Source organism: Variovorax sp. YR750 (assembly GCF_900109805.1).
GTDB classification, from domain to species: Bacteria; Pseudomonadota; Gammaproteobacteria; order Burkholderiales; family Burkholderiaceae_C; genus Variovorax; species Variovorax gossypii.
The window spans coordinates 59,490-84,145 of record NZ_FOBJ01000008.1; the positions used below are offsets into that span (position 1 = coordinate 59,490).

Annotated in this window: 24 protein-coding genes; 2 read left to right on the forward strand and 22 right to left on the reverse strand. The window is 67.2% G+C overall.

The features are described from left to right. Positions 1-7: 7 nt before the first annotated feature. From BMY35_RS17505 to BMY35_RS17590, 18 genes are all read right to left on the reverse strand, one after another. The gene (locus BMY35_RS17505) at positions 8-1,168 is read right to left on the reverse strand and encodes an ATP phosphoribosyltransferase regulatory subunit (protein WP_093201544.1); all 1,161 of its coding nucleotides are present in this window, start codon (positions 1,166-1,168) and stop codon (positions 8-10) included. 81 nt (positions 1,169-1,249) lie between these two features. Further along, positions 1,250-1,438, reverse strand: coding sequence for a DUF2065 domain-containing protein (locus tag BMY35_RS17510; RefSeq protein ID WP_019653109.1), 189 nt, complete (start codon positions 1,436-1,438; stop codon positions 1,250-1,252). A 31-nt stretch (positions 1,439-1,469) separates the two neighbouring features. After that, on the reverse strand, positions 1,470-2,369 hold the full coding sequence (gene hflC, locus BMY35_RS17515) for a protease modulator HflC (RefSeq protein WP_093201546.1): 900 nt from the start codon (positions 2,367-2,369) through the stop codon (positions 1,470-1,472). Positions 2,370-2,386: 17 nt separating this feature from the next. After that, positions 2,387-3,748, reverse strand: coding sequence for an FtsH protease activity modulator HflK (hflK, locus tag BMY35_RS17520; protein ID WP_093201549.1), 1,362 nt, complete (start codon positions 3,746-3,748; stop codon positions 2,387-2,389). A gap of 32 nt (positions 3,749-3,780) precedes the next feature. Further along, positions 3,781-4,992, reverse strand: a complete 1,212-nt coding sequence (gene hflX / locus BMY35_RS17525; protein ID WP_093201551.1) for a GTPase HflX — start codon at positions 4,990-4,992, stop codon at positions 3,781-3,783. Positions 4,993-5,048: 56 nt separating this feature from the next. After that, positions 5,049-5,312, reverse strand: a complete 264-nt coding sequence (gene hfq / locus BMY35_RS17530; RefSeq protein WP_171022581.1) for an RNA chaperone Hfq — start codon at positions 5,310-5,312, stop codon at positions 5,049-5,051. A 147-nt stretch (positions 5,313-5,459) separates the two neighbouring features. Then, entirely contained in the window at positions 5,460-6,803 is a 1,344-nt protein-coding gene (der, locus tag BMY35_RS17535) for a ribosome biogenesis GTPase Der (protein WP_093201556.1), read from the reverse strand. A gap of 69 nt (positions 6,804-6,872) precedes the next feature. Beyond that, positions 6,873-8,015, reverse strand: coding sequence for an outer membrane protein assembly factor BamB (gene bamB / locus BMY35_RS17540; RefSeq protein ID WP_093201559.1), 1,143 nt, complete (start codon positions 8,013-8,015; stop codon positions 6,873-6,875). A gap of 7 nt (positions 8,016-8,022) precedes the next feature. Continuing rightward, complete coding sequence (locus BMY35_RS17545) at positions 8,023-8,715, reverse strand: YfgM family protein (protein ID WP_093201561.1); 693 nt, start codon at positions 8,713-8,715, stop codon at positions 8,023-8,025. A 6-nt stretch (positions 8,716-8,721) separates the two neighbouring features. Then, positions 8,722-10,032, reverse strand: a complete 1,311-nt coding sequence (hisS, locus tag BMY35_RS17550; protein ID WP_093201564.1) for a histidine--tRNA ligase — start codon at positions 10,030-10,032, stop codon at positions 8,722-8,724. A 15-nt stretch (positions 10,033-10,047) separates the two neighbouring features. Then, positions 10,048-11,334 carry a flavodoxin-dependent (E)-4-hydroxy-3-methylbut-2-enyl-diphosphate synthase gene (ispG, locus tag BMY35_RS17555; RefSeq protein ID WP_093201567.1) on the reverse strand — a complete coding sequence of 429 codons (1,287 nt, stop codon included), beginning with the start codon at positions 11,332-11,334 and terminating at the stop codon, positions 10,048-10,050. After that, positions 11,331-12,299 (reverse strand): helix-turn-helix domain-containing protein, encoded by a 969-nt coding sequence (locus BMY35_RS17560; RefSeq protein WP_093201569.1) that lies wholly within the window; start codon positions 12,297-12,299, stop codon positions 11,331-11,333. The genes ispG and BMY35_RS17560 overlap by 4 nt, the downstream gene beginning before the upstream one ends. Continuing rightward, on the reverse strand, positions 12,292-13,149 hold the full coding sequence (gene pilW / locus BMY35_RS17565) for a type IV pilus biogenesis/stability protein PilW (RefSeq protein ID WP_093201572.1): 858 nt from the start codon (positions 13,147-13,149) through the stop codon (positions 12,292-12,294). Before pilW ends, BMY35_RS17560 begins: the two co-directional genes overlap by 8 nt. A 4-nt stretch (positions 13,150-13,153) precedes the next feature. Then, a complete protein-coding gene (rlmN, locus tag BMY35_RS17570; RefSeq protein WP_093201574.1) occupies positions 13,154-14,305 on the reverse strand; it encodes a dual-specificity RNA methyltransferase RlmN in 1,152 nt (383 codons plus the stop codon). 22 nt (positions 14,306-14,327) lie between these two features. Then, positions 14,328-14,753 carry a nucleoside-diphosphate kinase gene (gene ndk, locus BMY35_RS17575; protein ID WP_019653122.1) on the reverse strand — a complete coding sequence of 142 codons (426 nt, stop codon included), beginning with the start codon at positions 14,751-14,753 and terminating at the stop codon, positions 14,328-14,330. Positions 14,754-14,906: 153 nt separating this feature from the next. Then, positions 14,907-16,715 carry a pseudouridine synthase gene (locus tag BMY35_RS17580; RefSeq protein ID WP_093201577.1) on the reverse strand — a complete coding sequence of 603 codons (1,809 nt, stop codon included), beginning with the start codon at positions 16,713-16,715 and terminating at the stop codon, positions 14,907-14,909. Then, on the reverse strand, positions 16,712-17,677 hold the full coding sequence (scpB, locus tag BMY35_RS17585) for an SMC-Scp complex subunit ScpB (RefSeq protein ID WP_093201579.1): 966 nt from the start codon (positions 17,675-17,677) through the stop codon (positions 16,712-16,714). Before scpB ends, BMY35_RS17580 begins: the two co-directional genes overlap by 4 nt. A gap of 129 nt (positions 17,678-17,806) precedes the next feature. Next, positions 17,807-18,805, reverse strand: coding sequence for an RluA family pseudouridine synthase (locus BMY35_RS17590; RefSeq protein ID WP_256228712.1), 999 nt, complete (start codon positions 18,803-18,805; stop codon positions 17,807-17,809). A gap of 50 nt (positions 18,806-18,855) precedes the next feature. Between BMY35_RS17590 and BMY35_RS17595 the strand changes: the two genes are divergently transcribed. Next, positions 18,856-19,665, forward strand: a complete 810-nt coding sequence (locus BMY35_RS17595) for an outer membrane protein assembly factor BamD (RefSeq protein WP_093201582.1) — start codon at positions 18,856-18,858, stop codon at positions 19,663-19,665. 48 nt (positions 19,666-19,713) lie between these two features. Here the strand turns inward: BMY35_RS17595 and BMY35_RS17600 are convergent, their stop codons facing one another. Further along, on the reverse strand, positions 19,714-21,798 hold the full coding sequence (locus BMY35_RS17600) for a DNA repair helicase YoaA (protein ID WP_093201585.1): 2,085 nt from the start codon (positions 21,796-21,798) through the stop codon (positions 19,714-19,716). Next, entirely contained in the window at positions 21,795-21,998 is a 204-nt protein-coding gene (locus tag BMY35_RS17605) for a YdcH family protein (RefSeq protein ID WP_093201587.1), read from the reverse strand. The genes BMY35_RS17600 and BMY35_RS17605 overlap by 4 nt, the downstream gene beginning before the upstream one ends. A gap of 108 nt (positions 21,999-22,106) precedes the next feature. Here BMY35_RS17605 and BMY35_RS17610 point away from each other — a divergent pair, with 108 nt between their 5' ends. Then, a complete protein-coding gene (locus tag BMY35_RS17610; RefSeq protein WP_093201590.1) occupies positions 22,107-22,880 on the forward strand; it encodes a PP2C family protein-serine/threonine phosphatase in 774 nt (257 codons plus the stop codon). Between the two features lie 15 nt (positions 22,881-22,895). Here the strand turns inward: BMY35_RS17610 and BMY35_RS17615 are convergent, their stop codons facing one another. Together BMY35_RS17615 and zapE are read right to left on the reverse strand one after the other, a co-directional pair. Beyond that, complete coding sequence (locus tag BMY35_RS17615; RefSeq protein ID WP_093201593.1) at positions 22,896-23,558, reverse strand: hypothetical protein; 663 nt, start codon at positions 23,556-23,558, stop codon at positions 22,896-22,898. Beyond that, on the reverse strand, positions 23,555-24,655 hold the full coding sequence (zapE, locus tag BMY35_RS17620; RefSeq protein WP_093201595.1) for a cell division protein ZapE: 1,101 nt from the start codon (positions 24,653-24,655) through the stop codon (positions 23,555-23,557). The genes BMY35_RS17615 and zapE overlap by 4 nt, the downstream gene beginning before the upstream one ends. Position 24,656: the final 1 nt, after the last annotated feature.

A 24,656-nucleotide genomic window follows, 5' to 3' on the forward strand; every position in this document is an offset into this window, starting at 1 on the left:
TGAAAAATCAGATCGCACGGACACTCCACTGGCCGGCCTGCTCGACGAGCTCGCGGTCGCAGTGGAATTCATCGATTTCGCTGCCATGGCCCGGCAGCACGCAGACTACCGTTTCACCGGACTTGCGCAATTGGGCAATGGCCTGACGCAGGCCGGCCGCGTCGCTCCAGGGCGCGCGGATGGCGGCGCGCAGCGGGCGGGCCGGCAGCACGCCGACCAGTTCGCGCACGTCGAGGCTGAAGCCGACGGCCGGACGGTTGCGGCCGAACACGGCCCCCACCTCGTCATAGCGGCCGCCGCGCACCAGCGAGTCGGCCGCGCCGGGCACGTAGATGCCGAAACGCATGCCGCTGTAGTACGCATAGCCGCGCAGGTCGGCCAGGTCGAAGCTGATCTGGCGGCCGGCCACGCCCTTCAGGCCGGAGGCAAGCTGCTTCAGGTCGGCCAGCGCCGCACCGACCGCGGGCGTGCCCTTGAGGGCCTTGGCCGCTTCGTCGAGCACCGACTCGTCGCCATAAAGCTGGATCAGCGCACGCAGGCCGTCGCGCGAGGCGGCGGGGAAGTTTTTGGTGAGCGACTCGAGCTCGCTCGCGTCCTTGGCGGCCAGCGCGGCATGCACCTGGGCCAGCGTGGCGCCGTCGACCGGCACGCCGGCAAACAGGGCACGCACGATGCGGGCATCGGCCAGGTCGACGATCACGCCCTCGCGCAGGCCGGCGGCATCTAGGCAGTCGAGCGCGAGCAGGAGGGTTTCGGTGTCGGCCTCGAGGCCGGCGTGGCCGTAGATTTCTGCACCGAACTGCAGGGGCTCACGGGTGGCATGCGGGCGATCGGGCCGGGTGTGGAGCACCGGGCCGCAGTAGCACAGGCGGGCCACGCCGTCGCGGTTCAGCAGGTGGGCATCGATGCGCGCCACCTGGGGGGTGGTGTCGGCACGAAGGCCCATGCTGCGGCCGGAAAGCTGGTCGACGAGCTTGAAGGTCTGGAGGTCGAGCGCCTCGCCGGTGCCGGAAAGCAGCGACTCGAGATGCTCGAGCAGCGGCGGCATCACCAGCTCGTAGCCGTAGCCACGGGCGGTATCGAGCAGCTGGCGTCGAAGTTCTTCGATGTGGCGCGCCTCGGAGGGCAGCACATCGGCAATGTGATCCGGGAGGACCCAGGCGGACATGGGGATCGGGGGCGTGGTTAAAACGGGATTCTACCGGCACCGGGCACCCGGTCCCGCGCGGGGGTCGATCGACGGGCCGGACTAGGCCAGGATCCAGAGCAGAACCAGCCCCAGCAGGATGCTGCAGAGCCCGAAGAAACGAAGCTGGCCGTCGCGCAGTTGCATCAGCTGGCCGAAGCCGCGCCGCCACCCTCCCGGCGACACGAAAGGCAGGATGCCTTCGATCACCAGGACGAGCGCCAACGCGCTCCAGAAAGTGTCGGCGCTCACGGCTCCTGAAGACGGCTGCGGCCGGAAGTAATCAACGGCGAGGTGCGTTGGTGGTCGATCCCGAGCCGTGCATGGCGCGGAAGAAGTCCGACGACGGGTCGAGCACCATCACGTCGCTCTTCTTGTTGAAGCTCTGCTTGTAGGCCTCGAGGCTGCGATAGAACTGCGCGAACTGCGGGTCGCGGCCGAAGGCCTCGCTGTAGGCGGCGGCGGCCTGGGCGTCGCCCTCGCCCTTGATCTTCTGGGCATCGCGGTAGGCGTTCGCCACGATCACCTCGCGCTGGCGGTCGGCGTCGGCGCGGATCTTCTCGCCTTCGGCCGTACCGGTCGAACGCAGTTCGTTGGCCACGCGCTTGCGCTCGGCCTCCATGCGGCGGTAGACCGATTCGGTGATGGCTTCCACGTAGTCGACACGGGTGATGCGCACGTCGACCACATCGACGCCCCAGGGCTTGGCGCCCTTCACCACCGACAGCACCTCGCGCTGCACGTCGGCCATCAGGGCCTCGCGGCGCACCGAGATCAGGTCGCGCACCGTGCGCTTGTTGATGTTTTCCTGGAACGCGTTGCGGACCACGCGGTTGAGCTGCATGGCACCGGCGTTCTCGTCGAGGCCGACGTTGCGGATGTAGGCCTGCGGGTCGCTGATGCGCCAGCGCACGTACCAGTCGATCACCACGCGCTGCTTCTCGGCGGTGAGCATCGGCTCGGTGTCCACGCTAGACAGCGTCAGGAGGCGCTTGTCGATGTACGACACGTTCTGGAACGGCGGTGGCAGCTTGAAGTTGAGGCCGGGCTCGGTGATGACCTGCTTGATCTGGCCGAGTGCGTAGACCACGCCGAACTGCCGCTGGTCGACCACGAAGAGGGTCGAGCTTGCCAGCACGAGCAGCACGAGGATCGAGGTGGCGATGAATCCGATTCTGTTCATGTTCTTGCGGGCCTTTCTCAACGCACGTCGCGGTCACGCGAGCGGCCATCGCGGCCGCGCACGTCGGTCGTGGCAGGGGCCACCGGGATCACCGAGGATTGCGCCGGCGCGGTGCCGGCGACACTGGGGCTGGCCGCATCGACCGGCGTGGCGGCATTGCCGCTGCCGCTGAGCTGCATGAGCTTGTCGAGCGGCAGGTACAGCAGGTTCGAACCCTGCTTGCTGTCCACCAGCACCTTGGTCGTGCTGGCGTAGATCTGCTGCATGGCGTCGGTGTACATGCGGTCGCGCGTCACCTGCGGGGCCTTCTGGTACTCGGACAGCACCGCGCTGAAGCGGCCTGCATCACCCTGTGCCTGCGCCACGATCCGCGCCTTGTAGGCCTCGGACTCTTCCTTCAGGCGCGAGGCCGTACCGGTGGCCAGGGGCACCACGTTGTTGGCGTAGGCCTGCGCATCGTTCTTGGTCCGCTCGCGTTCCTGGCCGGCCTTGAGCACGTCGTCGAAGGCGGCCTGCACCTGCTCTGGCGGGCGCACGCCGCCCTGCTGCAGGTTGATGCCCACGACTTCGACGCCGATCTTGTAGCGGTCGAGGATGGTCTGCATCAGCGCACGAACGCGCGGGGCGATCTGGTCGCGCTCTTCGGCGAGCGCGGCGTCCATCTTCATCTTGCCGACCACCTCGCGCACGGAGGTCTCGGCCACCTGCACGACGGTGTCGGCGGGCGACTTGCTCTCGTAGAGCCACGCGCGCGGATCGCTCAGGCGGTACTGCACGGCGAACTTGATCTCGACGATGTTCTCGTCCTCGGTCAGCATCGCCGACTCGCGCAGGCCGGTGGAGCGCACGATGGCGTCGCGGCCCACGTCGGCGGAGCGGATCTGCGTGGTCACCACGACTTCGTGGCGCTGGATGGGATAAGGCAGGCGCCAGTTGAAACCCGCGCCCACGGTGCTCTTGTACTTGCCGAACTGGGTGATGACGGCCTGCTGGCCTTCATTCACGATGAAGAAGCCGGTGCCGAGCCAGATCAGGACGGCCACCGCGGCCACGAGGCCGATGCCGAAGCCCGCGTTCTTCATGTCGGGCTTGTAACCGTTGCCGCCACCGCCGCTGCCGCCGTTCGGGCGATTGCCGCCGCCCTTGCCGCCGAAGAAGCCGCCGAGCTTGCGGTTGAGGTCGCGCCAGAGCTCGTCGAGGTCGGGCGGGCCCTGGTTGGGGCCCTGTCCGCGGGGACGGTTGTCGTTGTTGTTGCCCGAGGGCGGAGGCGTCGGAGCGCCGGGGGGATTGGCATCAGGAGGCCGGTTGCCGGCCGGGCGGTCGCCGTTGGAGGACGGCTCGTCGCCACGCCCCCATCGGCCGTCGTTCAGGTTGAACATGCCCAGAAACCCTCTCCGCGCTGGCTTTGAATTCATTCGCTTCGTTCTCTTGTCAGTGGCGGGATTGTGCCCAATCCATCGGTTGCATCGTGCAATTCAGCGTCCGCAGCAGGGGTCATCGTATCGGGTGCTGAGCCCGACTGCCTGGCGAGCTCGGCTCGCAGCAGCGGTACGCCCTCGCCGGTCCTGGCGCTGAGGAAGATGCGGGGGACCTGTACGCCGTCGATTTCCATCTCGTCCTGCAGATGCAGCGGATGCTGCGTGCTTTCAAGGGCATCGAGCTTGTTGAAGACCAGAAGCTGCGGCACGGTGTCCGCGCCGATCTCGTGCAGCACCGACTGCACCTCGGCCATCTGCTCCGGATAGTGCTGGTTGGAAGCGTCGACCACGTGCAGCAGCAGGTCGGCATCGACCGCCTCCTGCAGCGTGGCCTTGAAGGCATCGACCAGCCCGTGCGGCAGGTCGCGGATGAAGCCCACGGTGTCGGATATGGACACCTGCCGCCGCGCATCCCCCAGGTAGAGGTGGCGCGTGGTGGTGTCGAGCGTGGCGAACAGCTGGTCGGCCGCATAGGCGCGCGCCTTGACCAGCGCATTGAACAGCGACGACTTGCCCGCGTTGGTGTAGCCCACCAGCGAGATGTTGAAGGTGTCGCGCCGCTCGCGCTGTCGGCGCTGCGTGCCGCGCTGCTTCTGCACCTTGGCGAGGCGCTCGCGCGTGCGCTTGATCGACTCGCTGATCATCCGGCGGTCGAGCTCGATCTGCTTCTCGCCCGGGCCGCCGCGCACGCCTGCACCGCCGGTCTGGCGCTCCAGGTGCGACCAGCGGCGCACCAGCCGCGTGCTGAGGTACTGCAGGCGAGCCAGCTCGACCTGCAGCTTGCCTTCATGCGAACGCGCGCGCTGGGCGAAGATCTCGAGAATGAGGAAGGTCCGGTCGTAGACCGCGACGTCGAGCTGGCGCTCGAGGTTGCGCTGCTGCGCAGGGCTCAGGGCCTGGTCGAAGATGACCTCGCTCGCCCTGTACAGGGCGGCCAGTTCCTTGATTTCTTCGGCCTTGCCGCTGCCAACGAACAATGCCGCGTCGGGCGCCTTGCGCTTGCACGCGAGACGGGCGACGGGAGTGAGGCCCGCGGTCTGCGCGAGCAGGCCGAGTTCCTCGAGTTCGCTGTCGAAATGGGGCAGCCCGAAATCGACGCCGACGAGAACGGCGGCGCCTTCCTGGCGGGGAATCAGTTCAGACAAGCGGGATCGGAAATTTGGAAAAAGCGCGGCAGCGGGGGCTGCCGCGCTCCGCGCGATCAGGCTGCGGCGTCGTCGTTCTCGGTAGCCGAGAAGTTGACGGCACGGCCTGGCACGATGGTGGAAATGGCGTGCTTGTAGACCATCTGCGTCACCGTATTGCGAAGCAACACGACGTACTGGTCGAAAGACTCGATCTGGCCTTGCAGCTTGATACCGTTCACCAGGTAAATGGAAACCGGCACATGCTCGCGACGCAAGGTGTTCAGGAACGGGTCTTGCAGAAGTTGCCCTTTATTGCTCACGATATTCTCCGTGTTCAAGAGTAGTTGTTGGAGGAGAAGACCTTAACACAGGGTTTCCGCGCCGCAGCAATCGCACCCAAAAGCCTTTGAAAAATAACGTCTCTCAAAAGCCGGAACTTCAACCCCAGTCGGAACTCAACGGCGGCCATCCGCCGCCAATAGGGTTCAGTCGTCCTTGTCGACGAAGGGATTGTGGGAGCTCTTGAACTCGATGCGCAAGGGGGTACCCACAAGGTCGAACTCCTTGCGGAAGCGCCCCTCGAGGAAGCGCTTGTAAGCATCGGTCACATGTTCGAGCGAATTCCCGTGGATCACGATCACCGGCGGATTCATGCCTCCCTGGTGCGCATAACGCAGCTTGGGACGGAACATGCCGCCGCGCTTGGGCGCCTGGAACTGCACCGCCTCCAGCAGCAGCCGGGTCAGCACCGGCGTCGACATCTTGCGCGTGGCCGACTTGTGGGCCTGCGCGATTGCCTGCCACACCGGGCCCAGGCCCTGCCGCTTGATGGCCGAGATGAAATGCAGCGCCGCGAACTTCAGGAACGGCAGCCGGGTCTCGATCTGCCGCTGGATCTGCTCTCGCTGGTAGCTGTCGACCGCGTCCCACTTGTTGATGGCGATAACCACCGCACGGCCGCTTTCGAGGATGTAACCGGCGATGTGCGCGTCCTGGTCGGTCACGCCCTGGGTGGCATCGAGCAGCAGCAGCACGACGTTGGCCGACTCGATGGCCTGCAGCGTCTTGACCACCGAGAACTTCTCGATCGCCTCGAACACCCTGCCCTTGCGGCGCAGGCCGGCCGTATCGATCAGCTCGAAGCGTTGTCCATTGCGCTCGAAGGGCACCGAGATGGCATCGCGCGTGGTGCCAGGCATGTCGAAGGCCACCAGGCGCTCTTCACCAAGCCAGGTGTTGATCAGCGTGGACTTGCCCACGTTGGGCCGACCGGCCACAGCCAGCTTGATCGGCTTGTTGACATCGTCTTCCTCGGCGTCTTCATCTTCCTCGGGCAGGTTCAGCGGCGCCAGCGCCAACTCGACCAGTCCGCGCATGCCCTGCCCGTGCGCCGCGGACACGCCGTGTACTTCGCCGAAGCCCAGTTCGTAGAAGTCCACCAGCTTGGTGCCGTCGTGCATGCCTTCGGCCTTGTTGGCCACCAGCACGCAGGGCTTGCCGATGCGGCGCAGCTCGTTGGCGATGTCATGGTCCTGCGCCGAGAGCCCCTCGCGCGCATCGACCACGAAGATCACGACGTCGGCCTCGGCCACGGCCTGCCGCGTCTGCTTGGCCATCTCCTTGTAGATGCCGCTGCCCGCGTCGGGCTCGAAGCCGCCGGTGTCGATGACGATGAATTCGCGCTTGCCCAGGCGGCCGTTGCCGTAGTGGCGGTCGCGCGTGAGCCCCGCGAAGTCGGCGACGATGGCGTCGCGCGTCTGCGTCAGGCGATTGAAGAGGGTCGACTTGCCGACATTCGGCCGCCCGACCAGGGCCACGACCGGCTTCATGGCCGGCCTTTCGAGGGCGCGGTTTTCATGGTCGGGCCTTGGAAAGAGAAGAAAGGAAAAAGAACGGGATTATTCGGGGCGATAGCCAAACACACCACCCTTGGCGGTCACCACCACGACCGTATTGCCGGCCAGCACCGGAGCAACGGTGATGGCCGAGCCATCGGGGGTGACGCGATTGAGCAGCGCGCCGTCTTCACGCGACACGAAATGCAGCGTACCGGTGTTCTCGCCGATGATGAGCGAGCGGCCCACGGCCAGCGGCGAAGTCAGCACGCGGTTCTTGAAGCGGGACATCTGCCAGGCGCGCTCTCCGTCGGCACGGCGCCAGGCCACGACGCTGCCGTCGGACTCGGTGCCGTAGATGAAGCTCTCGTTGCCGCTGACGCCGTCCGCGCCCGAGGCAGGCTTGCTCCAGACCAACGAACCACGCACGGTCTCGACGCAGCCGACGCTGGCGTAGTAGGCACGCGCGCAGACCGTGTCGCCGTAGCGGCTCACGCTGCCGGTCAGGTCGACCAGACGCTCCACGTCGTTGGTGCCGCGCGGCGCGGCGATGGGCGCTTCCCAACGCGAAGTGCCGTTGGCGGGGTTGATGCCTGCCAGCCGGCCACCGATGCCAGCCACCAGCGTGTCGCCGACGGCCAGGAGCACGCCCGACTTGCGCAGCACGAGGTTTTCACCGGCGCGCTGCTGGATCCAGAGGCGGCGGCCGCTCTGGCCGTCCCAGGCGCTGATGCTGCGGTCGGCGGTCTGCACGAACACGCGGCGGCCTGCCACCAGCGGTGCGGTGAAGGCCTGGGCCGAGAGCTTCTGCTTCCACAGGACCTTGCCGTTCTCGATACCGACCAGCTCGTTGCCGGTGGTGACGACTGCGGCCAGTTGGCCGTCGCTGCCGACACCTGCCGCCAGGGGAGCGCCGGCGCTGGCGCGCCAGATTTCACGACCCGCGCGCGCATCGATGGCGACCACCGTGCCGTCGCTGCCGGCCACGGTGATCGTGTCGCCGCTGACGTCGGTGGTCAGCGGGAACTGCACGTCGGGGATGCGCACCGTCCATGCCTGGCGCACGCCCATCAGGGCCGGGTTGGCGGGCAGTTCGTCCGGCTTCGGCTTGGCCGAGCCAGAGCAGGCGGCGAGGAACGCTACCAAAACAAGAGCTGATCCCGCACGCAGGGCGGTCGATTCAGGCATGAAACGCTTGAAATTCATGATGCGGTCAGGGAGTTTTGGGTGCTGCGGGAGTGACGGTGACGACAGGCGCCAGGCTCTTGGGATCGACGCCGACCGCGTTGAGCTTGATCTCGATCAGGCGGCGGTAGTCCGAAGTCGGGCCGAGGCCGGTCCAAGCCTTGCGGTATTCGGCCTGCGCCTCGGTGCGCTTGCCCTGGGCCAGGTAGATGTCGCCCTTGCGATCGGCCACCAGCGGTTCGAATTCCTTGGGCACGCTGCCGTCGAGCTGCTTCAGGGCATCGTCATAGGACTTTCCGTCGAGCAGCTCGGCCGCCAGGCGCAGCCTCGCGACAGCCTTGTAGCCGGGGTCGATGGCGTTCTGCGCGACCCACTCGAGCTCGGTGCGCGAACCCGCGGCATTGCCCTTCTCGTACAGCGTCCTGGCGACCAGCAGGCCGGCCTGCTGCGCATAGGTAGTGCCCGCGAAGCGCTTCTTCATGTCGTCGAGCACGAGCGCGATGCGCGCCGGGTCGCCCGCCTGCGCCGTCCTCTCGATTTCGTCGTAGAGCGACGAGGCTTGTGCCGCCTTGTTGCGGCCATACCATTGCCAGCCGTTCCAGGCCACGAAGGCGCCGGCGACGAGCAGCACGATCGAGGTGATCAGGGTGCCGTAGGTATTCCAGAAATGCTTGAGCTGGTCGAGCTGTTCCTGTTCTTCGAGGTCGAGATGGGTTGCCATGCGCTGTCAGGTATTGGGAGCCGGCGATTGTAGGGTGGCGGCCCAGGTGGCCACCTCGGCAAGAGACCGGGCGGTCTGCGCGCCGCTTCCGTCGCGCAGCGCCTTGAGAGTCACTTCGCCGCGTGCGAGTTCATCTGCGCCGAAGATCAGGGCGTAGGTGGCGCCGCTGTTGTCGGCCCGCTTGAACTGCGACTTGAAGCTGCCGAGGCCGTCGACCGTCGCGGCGTGCATCTGCACGCGCACGCCGGCATCGCGCAACTGCTGCAGCGTGCGCAGCGCCACCGGCATGGCGGCGGCATCGGGCACGACGGCGTAGACGTCCGGGGTCGGCAGCGGGATGTCGGTGCCCTGCTCTTTCATCAGGTCCAGCACGCGCTCGACGCCCATCGCCCAGCCCACGGCCGGAGCGGGCTTGCCGCCGATCTGCGCGATCAGGTCGTCGTAGCGACCACCCGCGCACACGGTGCCCTGCGAGCCGAGACGATCGGTAACGAACTCGAAGACCGTGAGGTTGTAGTAATCCAGCCCGCGCACGAGGCGCGGATTGATGGTGAACGCGATGTCGTTGGCCTTCAGGATGGCCTGCAGCCCCTCGAAGTGAGCCAGCGACTCCGCGCCGAGAAAGTCGATCAGCTTCGGCGCCGACTCGATCACTTCCTTCATTGCCGGGTTCTTCGTGTCGAGGATGCGCAGCGGATTGCTGTGCAGGCGGCGCTTGCCGTCTTCGTCGAGCTTGTCGGCGTTCTTCTCGAAGTGGGCGATGAGCTGGGCGCGATGCAGGGCGCGCTCAGCCGGCTGGCCCAGGCTGTTGAGCTCGAGGCGGACATCGGTCAGGCCGATGGTCTTCCAGAGCGCGCTTGCCAGCAGGATCAGCTCGGCATCGACGTCGGGGCCGGCAAAGCCCAGTGCCTCGGCACCGATCTGGTGGAACTGGCGGAAGCGCCCGCGCTGCGGCTTCTCGCGGCGGAACATCGGGCCCGTGTACCAGAGGCGCTTGCCGCCGTCGTAGAGCATGTTGTGCTCGATCACGGCACGCACGAGGCCCGCCGTGTTCTCGGGGCGCAGGGTCAGGTGGTCGTTGTCGCCATACTTGTCGGAGCGGTCCTGGAAGGAGTACATCTCCTTCTCGACGATGTCCGTCACCTCGCCGATGCCGCGCACGAACAGTGCCGTGTGCTCCAGGATCGGCGTGCGGACATTGCGGTACGCATAGCGCCCCATCAGGTCGCGCACGGTGGCCTCGAGCCACTCCCAGCGCGCCGATTCGGGCGGCAATATGTCGTTCATGCCTTTGACGGCATTCAGTTTTTCAGCCATGAGTCTGCGGAGATGTCAGGCCGCGACAGCGTGGTGTTCGCCGCCGAAGCGCTTTTCGATGTAGGTTTCCACGAGCTGGTGAAACTCGTTGGCGATATTGTCGCCGCGCAGCGTGAGGGCCTTTTCGCCGTCGATGAAGACGGGCGCCGCGGGCGCCTCGCCGGTGCCGGGCAGGCTGATGCCGATGTCGGCATGCTTGCTCTCGCCGGGGCCGTTGACGATGCAGCCCATGACGGCCACCTTCAGCGTCTCGACGCCCGGATATTTCTTGCGCCAGACCGGCATCTGCATGCGCAGGTAGTCGTCGATCTGCTTGGCCAGTTCCTGGAAGGTGGTGCTGGTGGTGCGGCCGCAACCCGGGCAGGCCGTGACGCTCGGCACGAACACGCGCAGGCCCAGCGCCTGCAGGATCTCGGAGGCGATCACCACCTCCTGCGTGCGCGATTCGCCCGGCTGCGGCGTGAGCGACACGCGAATGGTGTCTCCGATGCCCTCCTGCAGCAGGATCGACAGCGCCGTGGCCGACGCCACCGTGCCCTTGGTGCCCATGCCGGCCTCGGTGAGGCCCAGGTGCAGCGGATAGTCGCAGCGGCGGGCCAGCTCGCGGTAGACCGAAATCAGGTCCTGCACGCCGCTCACCTTGCACGACAGGATGATCTGGTTGCCGGCCATGCCCATCGACTCGGCCAGCTTCGCGGACTCGATGGCCGAGGTGATCAGAGCCTCGTACATCACCTGCTTGGCATCCCAGGGCTCGGCGCGCTGGCTGTTGGTGTCCATCAGGCTGGCGAGCAGCTCCTGGTCGAGGCTGCCCCAGTTGACGCCGATGCGCACCGGCTTGTTCCAGCGCATGGCCGCGTCGATCATCTGGCCGAACTGCTTGTCCCTCTTGTCGCCCTTGCCCACGTTGCCGGGGTTGATGCGGTACTTGCTCAGCGCTTCGGCGCAGGCCGGATACTCGGTCAGCAGGCGATGGCCGTTGTAGTGGAAGTCGCCCACCAGCGGCACGTCGATGCCCATGCGGTCGAGCTGCTCGCGGATGTAGGGCACCTGGGCCGCGGCCTCTGGCGTGTTGACGGTGATGCGGACCATCTCGGAGCCGGCCTGTGCCAGCTCCTTCACCTGGATCGCCGTGCCGATGGCGTCGACGGTGTCGGTGTTGGTCATGGACTGCACGCGCACCGGGGCGTCACCGCCCACCGTGACCACGCGCGGACCCCAGACCACGCTGGCCTGGCGCGAACGGCGCGGCTTGGGAGCAGCGGCCTCGATGGGAACGGGAGTGCAGTTGCCGGAGGTCATGACTTCACCTCGAAACGCGCCACGCCACCGCCCTTGGTGAAGGGCTTCAGGTCGAAGGGCTGGCCCCGCACCTGCACGTCGACGCTCGAGGCGCGGCCGACCACGACGGACAACGGCAGCGTGCCCGAGAGCCCCACGGTTTCGCCAGCCTGCAGGCTGCGGCGCAGCAGTTGCTTGCCGCCGGCTTCGGTCACGGTGATCCAGCACTCCTCGCGTGCCACGAAGACGAGCTGCTGGCTGCTCGAGGCTGCTGCCGCCACGGGCGTGGCGGCGGGCGCCGCGGCAGCCGGTGCAGCAGCGGCAGCAGCAACGGGCGCATTGGGAGCAGGAGCAGCAGTCGGAGCTTCGCCGGCCACCGGGCCGGTGGGAGCCACGGCCTGCGTGGGCACGGTCTCGGCCACGGAACCGGCGGCCACGCCCGGCCCGTTGGAGGGGGCAGATTCGCTACCGGCATCGCCACGCGCCGTCAGCCGCGCCACGGAAGCGCTGAGCTGGTCGAACACCGATTGCGGCAACCAGAACAACGCACCTGCGCCGATCAGCAGCAGAAGCACGACGATCAGCAGCGGCCGCGAAGGCAACCCGCTGGAGCGGCTGTTGCCGTTCCAGCGCGGCGTGCCCGAACTGATGTTCGTGCGGAGGGTGCGATCGGTTTCGGCCAACGACACCTTCTGGGTGCTCGGCAGCTTTGCAAGCACGGGGGCCGGATCGATGCGCAGCGCGCGACAGACGCTGCTCGCCAGTGCACGGGCGAAGACCGGGTCGGGCAGCGAACCGATGTCGTCCGCCTCGAGCGCCATGAGCTTCTGCGGCGGCACCTTCAGCGCGGCGGCCACCATTTCGATGTGCAGGCCGTGGGCCTCGCGCGCCTCGCGCAGCAGATCGCCGGCAGTCTTGTTCGCGATATCGCCAGCTTCCAGTGGCAATGATGCGGAAGTGCCGAACTCCGAAACCCGATCAGTCATTGAAATTCCCGCGCTCGTACGCTGTTGCCTCCCGCGACTGGGGGAAGCGTCGTTGCAGTTGGCCTCCCAACTGCGCGACTGCCTCGCGGTTGTTCAGCTTACGTTCGATCTTGATGCCGAGCCAGAGCGTCTCGGCGCTGGCCGCAGCGCTGTTGTTGACGCGGCGGATGTAGAACTGCGCGCGCGACCATTCCTCGCGCTGCGCCAGCACCGAAGCCAGGTTGAAGCCGACGACCGGATTGCCGGCGTCGATCTCGTAGGCCTGCATGAGGCTGCGCTCGGCCTTGTCGCGCTGGCCGGCCTTGAGTTCGCACACGCCCTGCGTCATGAGCGTCTTGGCGCGGTCGGCGTAGGTCGGCACGGCCAGGGCCTCGTTGAACTGCGCGGCCGCGTCGCCATAGCGGTTCTGCTGGCACAGCAGCCAGCCGTAGTTGTGGCGTGTGTTCGGGTCGCGCGGATTGATCGCGATGGCGCGGCGGAAGCTGTCCTCGGCCAGGCCGGCGTCGTCGAGCCGCATGTAGACCAGGCCGCGCAGGTTGTAGGCGTCGGCATTGTTGGGGTCGGCGGCCAGCGCCTGCTTGATCTCGTCGAGCGCGACGGTGGTCTGGCCGTGCTCGAAATAGCCCGCGGCCAGCTCCATGCGCAGGCGTGCGCGGCGCTGGCGGCTGGACTCATCGGACTCGGTGACGATCTCGGTGCCCTTGGACGAGTTGCTGTTGTCGGCCAGGCTGGTGGTGGTGGTGCGCGTGCTCACGCAGCCCCCAAGCAGCAGCGACACGGCGACGCCCGCGAAACCCACAGTCAGCATCCGCTGCACGTTCGCGGTCGTCATCGAAATGGCCATGCTCATCGGTTCAATGCTCCTGGGAGACGGTCTTGCGGACCGGATGCAAAACAACGGGGCGCTCCTGCGCCGCACGGCGCTGCGCCATGCGCTCGGCCGCGCGGGTGCGATCCTTGACGTCGCCGGCGAGCTGGCCGCAGGCGGCATCGATATCGTCGCCGCGCGTCTTGCGCACGGTGGTGACGAGCCCTGCCTCGCTCAGCGCCCTGGCGAACGCCAGCACGCGCGGCTGCGGCGAGCGCAGCAGGCCCGAGGCCGGGAACGGGTTGAACGGAATCAGGTTGAACTTGCACGAGATGTCGTGCTTGCGCACCAGCTCGACGAGCTGGCGTGCATGCTCGGGCTGGTCGTTCACGCCGTCGAGCATGCAGTACTCGAAGGTGATGAAGTCGCGCGGCGCATGCGCCAGGTAGCGCTTGCAGGCCTCGATCAGCTCGGCGATCGGGTACTTGCGATTGAGCGGTACGAGGTCGTCGCGCAGCGCATCGTTGGGCGCATGCAGCGAAACGGCCAGCGCCACGGCGCAATCGGCGCCCAGGCGATCGATCATCGGCACCACGCCGGAGGTCGACACCGTCACGCGGCGGCGCGACAGCCCGTAGGCGTTGTCGTCGAGCATGGTGCGCAGCGCGGGCACCAGCGCCGAGTAGTTCTGCAGCGGCTCGCCCATGCCCATCATCACCACGTTGGAGATGATGCGTTCGTCGCGCTTGAGATGCTTGCGCAGGAAGTGTTCGGCAAACCAGAGCTGGGCGACGATCTCGCCCGTGCTCAGGTTGCGGCTGAAGCCCTGGTGCCCCGTGGAGCAGAAGCGGCAACCGACCGCACAGCCGGCCTGGGACGACACGCACAAGGTGCCGCGGTCGTCCTCGGGAATGAATACGGCTTCGACGGCATTGCCGTCACCGACGTCGAACAGCCACTTGATCGTGCCGTCTTTGGATTCGTGCTGCGTGATGACCGGCAGGGCCTCCACGCGAGCGGTGGTCGCGAGTTTCTCGCGCAGCGACTTCGCCAGATCTGTCATCTGGGTGAAGTCGCTGGCGCCACGCTGGTGGATCCAGCGGAACAGCTGCGTGGCGCGGAATTTCTTCTCGCCGAGTTTTTCGCAGAACGCAGCCAACCCCTCGAGATCGAAATCGAGCAGATTGGCCGTGGTCATGGAATCGGGCGAGAGGCGGGCTTCAGCGCGCGTAGACGTTGAGGCCGGCGAAGAAGAAGGCGACTTCGTTCGCTGCGGTTTCCGGAGCGTCCGAACCGTGGACGGCGTTGGCGTCGATGCTGTCGGCGAAGTCGGCGCGGATGGTGCCGGCGGCTGCCTTCTTCGGGTCGGTGGCGCCCATCAGGTCGCGGTTCTTGGCGATGGCGTTTTCGCCTTCGAGCACTTGCACGAACACGGGGCCCGAGATCATGAACTCGACGAGGTCCTTGAAGAAGGGACGCTCCTTGTGCACGGCGTAGAACTGTTCGGCTTCGTTGCGCGACAGGTGCACCAGCTTGGCGGCGACGATCTTGAGGCCGGCAGCTTCAAAACGGGAAACGATCTTGCCGATGACGTTCTTGGCAACTGCGTCGGGCTTGATGATGGAAAGGGTACGTTCGATAGCCATTGAAATGCTTCCTGGAGCTTTGATTTTGAAGTGTTTTGTCACAACTGCAACGAATTTGTTTCGTCACATGTCGACAAAGCCTCTGATTTTAACCGGCGCGGCCTTGCGGATCGGTGAAAACCCCGCGAAAGGCCGCGCTGCGACGGCAGACTTTCAGCGCCCGCGGCGACGACCGCCGCCCTGACCACCGAAGCCACCGCCGCCACCACCACCGCCGCCTCGGCGCTGGCCTCCGCGTTGCTCCTTGCGCTGGCGCGAGAAGCTGTCGGCGCCGATGTAGCCCAGCGAGGTCTTCATCGGATCGGGCTGGTTGGCGCCTCCCGGCTGGCGGTCGTCGCCCTGGCGATTGCCGCCACCCTGACGGTTGCCGTTGCCACGACGCCCCTGCCCCTGAGGCTGGCCGCCATTGCCGCCACCTCGGTTGGAACGCCCTCCCCGATCGCCGCGCGGCGGACGTCCGTCGCCCAGCGGATTCGGGATCGGTGCCTCGCGGCCGCCGTCATCACGCGCCTCGCGCATGTCGCGCGGTTGCTGCTGGCCGCCACCGCCATTGCGATTGCCACGGCGCTTCTTGTTGCGGCCACCACGACCATTGCCGCCGCCGCCCTCCTGCCCCGGGCCACGCTGCTGCTGCCCCGGCCGGGCGACCGCGCCACCCGAAGCCTGGAACAGGGCCCGGATATCGCGATCGTCGAGTTCCATCCACGCGCCGCGCTTCAGGCCGCGCGGAAGCACCATGGCGCCATAGCGGATGCGGATCAGCCGGCTGACCGCATGGCCCACCGACTCGAACAGGCGGCGCACTTCACGATTGCGGCCTTCGGAAATGGTCACCCGGTACCAGCAATTCGAGCCCTCGCCACCACCGTCCTCGATGGCGCCGAACTGGGCCATGCCGTCGTCGAGGCGGACGCCATCGAGCAGCTTCTGCTTTTCCTCGCTGGTGAGCGCGCCCAGCACGCGCACTGCGTACTCGCGCTCCAGGCCGAAGCGCGGGTGCATGAGCTGGTTGGCCAGGTCGCCGGAGCTGCTGAACAGCAGCAGACCTTCGGTGTTCAGGTCGAGACGGCCGACCGACTGCCACTTGCCCTGCTGCAGGCGCGGCAGCTTGCGGAACACGGTCGGACGGTTCTGCGGATCGTCGTGCGTGACCACCTCGCCAACCGGCTTGTGATACGCGATCACGCGCGGCGGCGGAGGGGCGATGCGGTAGCGGATCGGCTTGCCGTTGATCTTGACCTGGTCGCCGTACTGGATGCGCTGGCCGATGTGGGCCGGCTCGTTGTTGACGGAAATGCGCCCCTGGAGAATCAGCTGCTCCATTTCGAGCCGCGAACCGAGACCAGCCTGCGCCAGCACCTTGTGCAGCTTGGGCGAATCGGCCTCGGGCAGAAGCACGCGCTTGAGCGGCGGAACTTCGGGGCTTTCCTCGTCGGCATCGAACTGGCCCGAGATGACGTCCGCGAAGCGGATCGGCTCGGGCGGCGGCGCGTTGCGCTGCTCGCGCTCGGCGGCGCGGCGGGCGCGGTCGAGGTCGTCCTCTTCCTCGTCGGGCTCTTCTTCGTCGTCGTCCTGGTCTTCGTCGTCGCGGTCTTCGAGGCGTTCCGCCTGCGCAGGCCGGGGCGTATCGGCGGCAGCCTCGACAGGCGCCGGGTCAATAGCCGCCTCTGCAGCAGCAACAGGAGCTTCCTGCTCGACGGCGGCCGCAACGGCCTGCGGCTCGGTCACTTCCGGAGTTGCCTCCGCAGCTGGCACGGCTACCGCTTCGCCTTCCACTACAGCCGGCTCGACCACCTTCTTCTTGCGGGGTGCACGCGGCTTCCTGGGCGCCTCGGGTTCGGGCGGCGCTACCGTTTCAATAGCATCAACCGCAGCCTTCTTGGCCGTGGTCGCCCTTTTCTTCTTCTTGACTTCGGGCTCGACCGGCAGCATCGCTGCGTCTTCGGTGTCGGTTGTGCTCATGAGGTTTTTCCGGGAGAGGGAGCGTGAGGGTCGGCCTCGTCCTCGGACGGGGCATCGGGTTCTGACGCGGGTTCTTGTTCTGGCTCGATGGGGGTGGATTCGGCGCCCGCCTCGTTCTCGATGAACTGCGCCTGGGCGGCTTCGATCGCTTCCGCCGGTTCGGCGACTTCGGGGGCGATCTCGGCGCTATCGACGATGTCGGGCTCCTGCGCCGGCGCTTCCGGCACTGCGAGAGCTTCTGCCTCGACGCCCTCGCCTTGCTGCGCGGCAGCAATCTCGGCATCCGGCCCTGGAGGCACATCAGCGGCCGAAGAAAGCTCCAGCTCCGCCATTCCGGATGCGTCGGCATCGCCTTCGGCGAGTGCCGCGGTCTCCGGAGCAGCGTCGATCGGCAGCCCCTGCTGCTCGCCCGAGGCCTGCTCGAGCGCGTCGACGAGCGCAGCCTGCTGCGCGGGCGTCTCGATCAGCGGCAACTGGTCGAGCGAAGCCAGGCCCAGGTCGTCGAGGAACTGGCGCGTGGTCGCATACAAGGCCGGCCGGCCGACCGTTTCGCGGTGGCCGATGACCTCGACCCAACCGCGGTCCTCCAGCTGCTTGAGGATCAGCGAGTTGATCGTCACGCCGCGGATGTCTTCCATGTCACCGCGCGTGGCGGGCTGGCGGTAGGCAATGATGGCCAGCGTCTCGAGCGCGGCGCGCGTGTAGCGCGGCGGCTTTTCGGGGTGCAGGCGATCGAGGTGGTCGCGCATCTCCGGGCGGCTCTGGAAGCGCCAGCCGCTGCCGACGCTCACCAGCTCCAGGCCACGTTGCGCCCAGTCTTCCTGCAGTTCGAGCAGCAGCGCCTTGATGGTGTCCGCACCCAGCTCGTCGTCGAACAGCACGCGCATATCGCGCACCGGCAACGGCTGGCTCGAACAGATCAAGGCGGTTTCGAGAATGCGCTTGGCATCCGCCGTATTCATGGTTCGCGTTATCCGGGAAAAGGCGCCTGGGGGCGCTTTGTTCAGATGGATGGAAGGAGTAGGCGCTGCAGGCACGCGGCAAATGCAACGCAAGGCCGGTCTCGGGCGACCGGCGCGGCCCTCGGGCCGTCAGGCGCGATTGTAATCCAGCCCCCAGGACTGCAAAGCCTGGATGAGGTCCGCCGGCAACGGCGAACGGAACTCCAGCGCCTCCTGCGTGACGGGATGCACGAAGGCCAGCCTGAATGCATGCAGTGCCTGCCGCGACAGCCCCGCAGCCGGCGCGCCGCCGTAGAGCGAATCTCCCACCAGGGGATGGCCGATGGACGCCATGTGCACGCGGATCTGGTGGGTGCGCCCGGTTTCGAGGGTGCAGCGCACGGCGCAGCCCTCGGCGTTGCTGTCGAGCCGCTCGATCAGCGTACGCGCCGTCTTGCCCGCATTCCTCTCGAGGTCGACCACGGCCATGCGCAGCCGGTTGCGCGGATCGCGGCCGATGGGGGCATCGACATGGCGCGCGGCGGCGCCCTCCCACTGCCTGTGGCCGATGGCGAGGTATTGCCGCTTGACCTCGCGCGCGGCGATCAGCGCCACCATCGCGTCCATGGCGGCGCGCGTGCGCGCCACCACCATCAAACCGCTGGTATCGCGGTCGAGCCGGTGCACGATACCGGCGCGCGGCAGCAGCACGGCCTTCGGATCGAGCGCCAGCAGGCCGTTCAGCAGCGTGCCGCTCCAGTGCCCCGGTGCCGGGTGCACCACGAGGCCGGCCGGCTTGTCGACGATGCGCAGGTGCTCGTCCTCGTACACGGTGACGATGTCTATTGCCTCGGGCCGGAAGGCCTGGCTCTGGGGCGTGGGGCGCAGCTCGATGTGGCCGGACTGCCCCGCCTTCACCGGAGCCGACGCCTTGGTGAGCGTGCGCCCCTGCAGCTCGACCGCGCCGGCCTCGATCAGCTGCTGCAGGTAGCTCCGGGAAAACTCGGGGACCAGCGCGGCAAGCGCGCGATCGAGCCGCTGGCCGTGGTGGGCCTGATCGATGACGAAGGGCCGCCGCTCGCTGGGCTCGATGGGATCCGCGCCTTCTTCGTGCTCGGCCACCTCCACGCTCTCGGGGATATTGCCCAAAGGGTCGGTCGATATAATTGAGGGCAACTGTTTCACGAAAGCCGTATGTGATGTTTCGCGCCAAATTATCGGTCCCCGCCTGGATCGCGCTCAGCGCGGCGGCTCTGCTGGCAGCAGGCTGCTCGTCGACTTCCACCGTCGACAAGACCGCTACCTGGAGCCCCAACCGCATCTATTCGGAAGCCAAGGACGAGGCCGGATCCGGCGCCTACGACAAGGCCATTCCGCTCTACGAGAAGCTCGAAGGCCGCGCCGCCGGCACGCCGCTGGCACAGCAGGCGCAGCTGGAAAAGGCCTACGCCCAGCACAAGTCCGGCGAAAAGGCTGCAGCCATCGCCACCATCGACCGCTTCATGAAGCTGCATCCGGCGAGCCCGGCCCTCGATTACGCGCTCTACCTGCGGGGCGTGATCAACTTCAACGACGACCTCGGCATGTTCGCGTTCATGACGCGCCAGGACCTGTCGGAACGCGACCAGAAGGCGGCCAAGGAATCGTTCGAGTCGTTCAAGGACCTCGTCACGCGCTTCCCCGATTCGCGCTATGCCCCCGACGCGCGTCAGCGCATGAACTACATCGTGAACTCGCTCGCGCAGTATGAAGTTCACGTGGCCCGCTACTACTACTCGCGCGGCGCCTACCTGGCGGCCATCAACCGGGCCCAGGTCGCATTGGCCGACTACCGCGAAGTGCCGGCGCTCGAAGAAGCCCTGTACATCATGGTCAAGTCGTACGACGCGCTCGGCATGAAGGATCTGCGGGACGACGCCCAGCGCGTGCTGACCACCAACTATCCGCAGAGCACCTATCTCGCGAACGGCTTCAAGGGCAAGGACGACCCTTGGTGGAAGCTCTGGTAAGAGCAACCCCGGCGGAACAGCAACTGCTCCGCCGGCTTCATTGGGCAGCTAGGTCCTGAGCGCGTCCAGCGCCGCGTTGAAATCCGACTCGCTCTCCAGCCGCCGCATCGGCGGCAGGGCCGCCAGCAGCCGGCGGCCATAGCCCATCGCCACCAGCCGCGTATCGCAGATCGCCAGCACGCCGCTGTCGGTCTCCCGGCGAATCAACCGCCCTGCCCCCTGCTTGAGAGCCACCGCCGCTTCCGGCAGCGAATAGTCGGCGAAAGAACTCCGGCCCTGCGCCTCCAGGCGCTGCGAGCGCGCCTCCACCAGCGGATCGTTGGGCGGCGGAAACGGCAGCTTGTCGATCACCACCAGTTGCAGCACGTCGCCCGGCGCGTCGAAGCCTTCCCAGAACGAGGCCGACGCCACCAGCACGCAGCCAGCCCGGCCGGCGCTCGCCCCTTCGCGGAAGCGATCCATCAGCACCCGCTTGGGCAGTTCGCCCTGCACGAGCACGTCGGGCCGCACCTGGGCATCGAGCAGCTCGAACTGCTGCCTCATCTCGTCGCCGATGGTTCGCAGCGCGCGCAGCGTGGTGGTCAGCACCAGCGTGCGGCCGCCGAGCTCGGTCGCACCGCGGGCCGCCAGTTGCGCGACGCGCTGGCTGTGCGACGGGTCGTTGGGCTTGGGAAACGCGCGCGGCACGTAGAGGGCGGCCTGCGAGGCGTAGTCGAACGGGCTCTGCACCCGCAGTACCTCCGCGTCCTGCAAGCCGCAGGGCTCGGTGAACCAGCGCAGCGTGGGCTCATCACCCAAAGTAGCTGAGGTGAAGACCCAGGCGCGGCCGCTGTCCAGTCGCTCACCGCTCTCGCGTGCCGAGCGCTCCCCGTAGGCATCCAGCTCTTCATCGTCGGTATCGGCCGAATCTGCGTCATCGGCCTCGTCCGCGATCTTGAGCACCCGCTTGCGCATCGCGTCGGCGATGTCCAGCGGAGACTCGATGAGCCGCAATTGCGATCCCACGTCCACCCAGCGTACGGAGTCGACCTCGCACGGCAAGGCGAAGCGCGCAGTGCGCTTGGCGAGCTGGCGCGCCCGCTCGTGCAGTCGCACGAAATCGGGCGATATCTCGCTGACGGTGGCGAGCCCCTCCGCGGCCATCTCGAAGGCCTGCAGCAGATCGTCCAGCGCGCGCTGCCATGCGGCGGGGTCGACACCCTCGGGCGCAGCACCCAGCCAGCGCAGCTTGGCCCCCGGCCACTGCTTGCCGACCACCAGCCGCAGCTCGCGCGCGGCCCGCTCGGCCGTGGAGACCAGCTGCTGCCAGTCCACGAGACCACGCGCATGCTGCAGGCCCGCGGCCAGCATGTCCCGCGCGAAATCGATCGCCTGCCCGCTGCCGAGCTGCGCCCCCAGGAACTGCACGCCGGTCTCGTTGAGCTGGTGGGCCTCGTCGAACACCACCACGCTCACCGTCGGCAGCAGCTCGGCCATGCCGGTCTCGCGCACCGCGAGATCGGCGAAGAAAAGATGGTGGTTGATGACAACGATGTCCGCCGCCAGCGCCTCGCGCCGCGCCAGGTTGACGTGGCAGGGCTTGAACTGCGGGCATTGGGCACCCAGGCAGTTTTCGCGCGTGGATGTGATCAGCGGGATCAGCGGCGAGCGCTCATCGAGCCCGGGCAGTTCGGCCAGGTCGCCCGTGCGCGTGGCCTTCGACCACTGCTCGATCTTGGCGAGGGTGCGCAGGCTGCCGCGCTCCGGCAAGGAGGCGTCGTGGCGGGCCATGTCGAGCCGGTGCAGGCAGAGGTAGCTCGCGCGCCCCTTGAGCAGCGCGGTGCGCACCGGCAGGCCGAACGCCTCCACGAGGCGCGGCAGGTCGCGGCCGAACAGCTGGTCCTGCAGCGTCTTGGTGGCGGTCGACAACAGCACGCGCTCGCCGCTGAGCAGCGCCGGCACGAGATACGAGAAGGTCTTGCCCACGCCCGTGCCCGCCTCGACCACCAGCACCCCGCCCTGGTCGATGGTGCGGGCCACGGCCATCGCCATCTCGGTCTGGCCGGTGCGTTCGCGGAACTGCTCCGCGGCGCGCGACAGTGCGCCGTCCTGCGCGAAGGCGTCGCGCACCTTGTCTTCGAGCGCCCCCGTCACGCCGGCTCTTTCGGATCGAGGATGTTCTCGAGGCGGGCGATCTGGTCGCGCAGCGCGAGACGGCGCTTTTTCAGGCGGCGCAGCAGGAGCTCGTCCTGAGGCGAGCCTTCGGCCAGCCGGTCGATGGTGGCGTCGAGATCGGCATGCTCGATGCGCAGTTCGATCAGCTGGCGGGAAAGGGAGTGAAGATTGGAGTCCAACGGTGGGGGGCGCACGCGTGGTTTCCGCGGCGCATGTTCATTCGATAATACGTCCTGACACGAATCTCCGAGAAGACAGGAACACGCGCTTCAGGCGCACATTGCTTCATGACCCAAGGCTTTCGACTCGCTGCGGCCACCGGCCTCCACAAGGGGGACCGCCCGTACCAGCAGGACCAGGTGCTGCTGATGAGCCATCCCCGCGTGCCCGGCTGCGTGCTGGGCGTCGTGGCCGACGGCATGGGTGGGCGCAGCGGCGGGCGCAAGGCCTCCGACCAGGTGCTCATGACGGCCCGCCAGCTCTTCGGTCGCTACCAGCCCGGCAAGGACGACCCCGAAGTCGTGCTGCGGCAGATCCTCGAAGACTCGCACACTGTCATCAAGCTCACCGCCGTCTCCAGCGAACAGGAGCCGCACAGCACGATCGCCGCCTTCCTGATGAATCCCAAGGGCGACTGCGCCTGGATCCATGCCGGCGACTCGCGCATCTATCACTTCCACGATGGGGAGCTCGTCAAGCGCACGCGCGACCACTCGTACGTGCAGGTGCTCATCGACCGCGGCCAGATCACCGAGGCCGAGGCCAACATCCACCCGCAGGGCAACATCCTGCTCGGCTGCCTGGGCATGAAGACCACGCCGCCGCCCATCGACCCCTACTACATCCCGAAACTGGCCCACGGCGACCTGCTGATGGCCTGCAGCGACGGACTCTGGCACTACTTCAGCCCCGAAGAGCTGGCGAGCGTGCTTTATGCGCAACCGCCGCGCGATGCGGTCGAGATCCTGGTGGGCGAAGCGCGCCGCCGTGCCCGAGGCACCGGCGACAACATCTCGATCGCCGTGCTGAAGCTCGATCCGCTGCCGGCGACACCCGGCTGAACGCAAAGCACAGGTTCAGGGCTTCGCAGGCTCGGCCGGCGGCGGTGGCAGCGGGGCTCCGCGCGGCTTGTCTCGGTTGGCGTTCTGCCGCTCCCGGGCGGCGCGGTGTTCCGCCGCGCGCTTCTGCTTTTCCTCGAAACGCTTGACCGCCTCGGGCGCCTCCGCCCTGCGCTGGGCGGCCTTGGCCTGCTCGTCGGCATGCGCCTGCTGCTTGGACTGGAACTGGCGCTCGCGTTCGGCAGCCTCGGCCGCCGTGGCGGCGCGGCTGGCAGCGTGGTCTGCTGCACGCTGCTCGCGATCCTTCTGGTTCTGTGTCGACTGCTGCTGCTTCTCGGGCGTATCCACCGAGCGCTGCGTGCCCGCCTTCTGGTCGAGCTTCTGCAGTTCGGCCGCGCCGCTGCGCTGGCGCTGGATGTCGTTGATGGCGGTTTCCTGCCGCTTGATGTTGTCGGTGTCCTTGCGATGCCGGCCGCGGCTCTCGCGCAGGCAATCTTCCACCGCGAACTTCTTGTAGCAGGCTGCCCGCTCCTCGGCGTAGCGCTTCTCGATGACTTCGCGCTCGCCGGAAAGCCGGCGCTTCTCGGCCTCGAGATCGGCGTTGCCCGCCGCGGCGTTGGACTGAGCCCACAGCGGCAGGCTGGCCAACGCCATGAGCAGGGCAAGAGCGGTTTTCTTCATGTGAGTCGGGTGTCGACGATGCGGCGTTCCAGGGCAAGGAACTCGCTCGATTGCATTTCGGTGAGCCGGGAGACCGTGCGCGGGAACTCGTGCGACAGCGGTCCTTCGGTGTACAACGCCTCGGGTGGAACCTCAGCCGACATGATGAGCTTGCATCGCCGGTCGTACAAGACGTCGACCAACCATGTGAAACGGCGTGCTTCCGAGGCCATGCGCACCGGCATGTGCGGCACGTCGGACAGCAGCACGGTGTGGAACTGGCTCGCGATCTCGAGGTAGTCGTTCTGCGAGCGCGGGCCGCCGCACAGCGTCTTGAAGTCGAACCAGACCACGCCGCCGGCCTTGCGCAGCGCGCGAATCTCGCGCTGCTCGATGTGCAGGATCGGGCTTTCGTCGGCCGTCTCGGCCAGCTTGTCGAAAGCCTTGCGCATCTCCTTCTCGGCCGCCGCGTCGTTGGGCGTGAGGTACATGCGCAGCTGCTCCAGCGTGCGGCGCCGGTAGTCGGTGCCGTTGTCCACGCTCAGCACCTCGAGCTTCTCGTTCAGCAGCTCGATAGCGGGCAGGATGCGGTCGCGGTGCAGTCCGCCGGGATACAGGTCGTCGGGCTTGAAGTTCGAGGTGGTCACGAAGCCCACGCCGTTGTCGAACAGCGACACCAGCAGCCGATGAAGAATCATCGCGTCGGTGATGTCCGCGACGTGGAACTCGTCGAAGCAGATCAGCTTGTAGCGCTTCGAGATGCGCAACCCGAGCTCGTCGAGCGGGTTGACCGTGCCCTGCAGCTCGCGCAGCTCACGGTGCACCTCGCGCATGAACTCGTGGAAGTGCAGGCGCGTCTTGCGCCGCAGCGGCACGGCGTTGAAGAACAGGTCCATCAGGAAGCTCTTGCCCCGCCCGACGCCGCCATACATGTAGACGCCGCGCGGAAGCTCCGGCCTGTTGATGAACTTCTTCAGCGCATTCGAGCGCTGGGCCTTGTACGCGGCCCATTCGGTGGCGCAGCGATCCAGCGCCTCCACGGCGCGCAGCTGCGCGGGATCGCTCTTGAACCCGCGCGCAGCGAGTTCCGCCTCGTAGGCCTGTTTGACGCTGGTCAAA

What these genes read in the sequence shown, in the direction of transcription:
- hisS (WP_093201564.1), bottom strand. Translation starts at nt 10,032, where the DNA reads ATGGCTGAAAAACTGAATGCCGTCAAAGGCATGAACGACATATTGCCG.
- BMY35_RS17610 (WP_093201590.1), top strand. Translation starts at nt 22,107, where the DNA reads ATGACCCAAGGCTTTCGACTCGCTGCGGCCACCGGCCTCCACAAGGGG.
- rlmN (WP_093201574.1), bottom strand. Translation starts at nt 14,305, where the DNA reads ATGACCACGGCCAATCTGCTCGATTTCGATCTCGAGGGGTTGGCTGCG.
- BMY35_RS17545 (WP_093201561.1), bottom strand. Translation starts at nt 8,715, where the DNA reads ATGGCAACCCATCTCGACCTCGAAGAACAGGAACAGCTCGACCAGCTC.
- der (WP_093201556.1), bottom strand. Translation starts at nt 6,803, where the DNA reads ATGAAGCCGGTCGTGGCCCTGGTCGGGCGGCCGAATGTCGGCAAGTCG.
- ispG (WP_093201567.1), bottom strand. Translation starts at nt 11,334, where the DNA reads ATGACCTCCGGCAACTGCACTCCCGTTCCCATCGAGGCCGCTGCTCCC.
- pilW (WP_093201572.1), bottom strand. Translation starts at nt 13,149, where the DNA reads ATGAGCATGGCCATTTCGATGACGACCGCGAACGTGCAGCGGATGCTG.
- BMY35_RS17580 (WP_093201577.1), bottom strand. Translation starts at nt 16,715, where the DNA reads ATGAGCACAACCGACACCGAAGACGCAGCGATGCTGCCGGTCGAGCCC.
- ndk (WP_019653122.1), bottom strand. Translation starts at nt 14,753, where the DNA reads ATGGCTATCGAACGTACCCTTTCCATCATCAAGCCCGACGCAGTTGCC.
- hflC (WP_093201546.1), bottom strand. Translation starts at nt 2,369, where the DNA reads ATGAACAGAATCGGATTCATCGCCACCTCGATCCTCGTGCTGCTCGTG.
- BMY35_RS17595 (WP_093201582.1), top strand. Translation starts at nt 18,856, where the DNA reads ATGTTTCGCGCCAAATTATCGGTCCCCGCCTGGATCGCGCTCAGCGCG.
- BMY35_RS17505 (WP_093201544.1), bottom strand. Translation starts at nt 1,168, where the DNA reads ATGTCCGCCTGGGTCCTCCCGGATCACATTGCCGATGTGCTGCCCTCC.
- hflK (WP_093201549.1), bottom strand. Translation starts at nt 3,748, where the DNA reads ATGTTCAACCTGAACGACGGCCGATGGGGGCGTGGCGACGAGCCGTCC.
- bamB (WP_093201559.1), bottom strand. Translation starts at nt 8,015, where the DNA reads ATGAATTTCAAGCGTTTCATGCCTGAATCGACCGCCCTGCGTGCGGGA.
- scpB (WP_093201579.1), bottom strand. Translation starts at nt 17,677, where the DNA reads ATGAATACGGCGGATGCCAAGCGCATTCTCGAAACCGCCTTGATCTGT.
- BMY35_RS17615 (WP_093201593.1), bottom strand. Translation starts at nt 23,558, where the DNA reads ATGAAGAAAACCGCTCTTGCCCTGCTCATGGCGTTGGCCAGCCTGCCG.
- BMY35_RS17560 (WP_093201569.1), bottom strand. Translation starts at nt 12,299, where the DNA reads ATGACTGATCGGGTTTCGGAGTTCGGCACTTCCGCATCATTGCCACTG.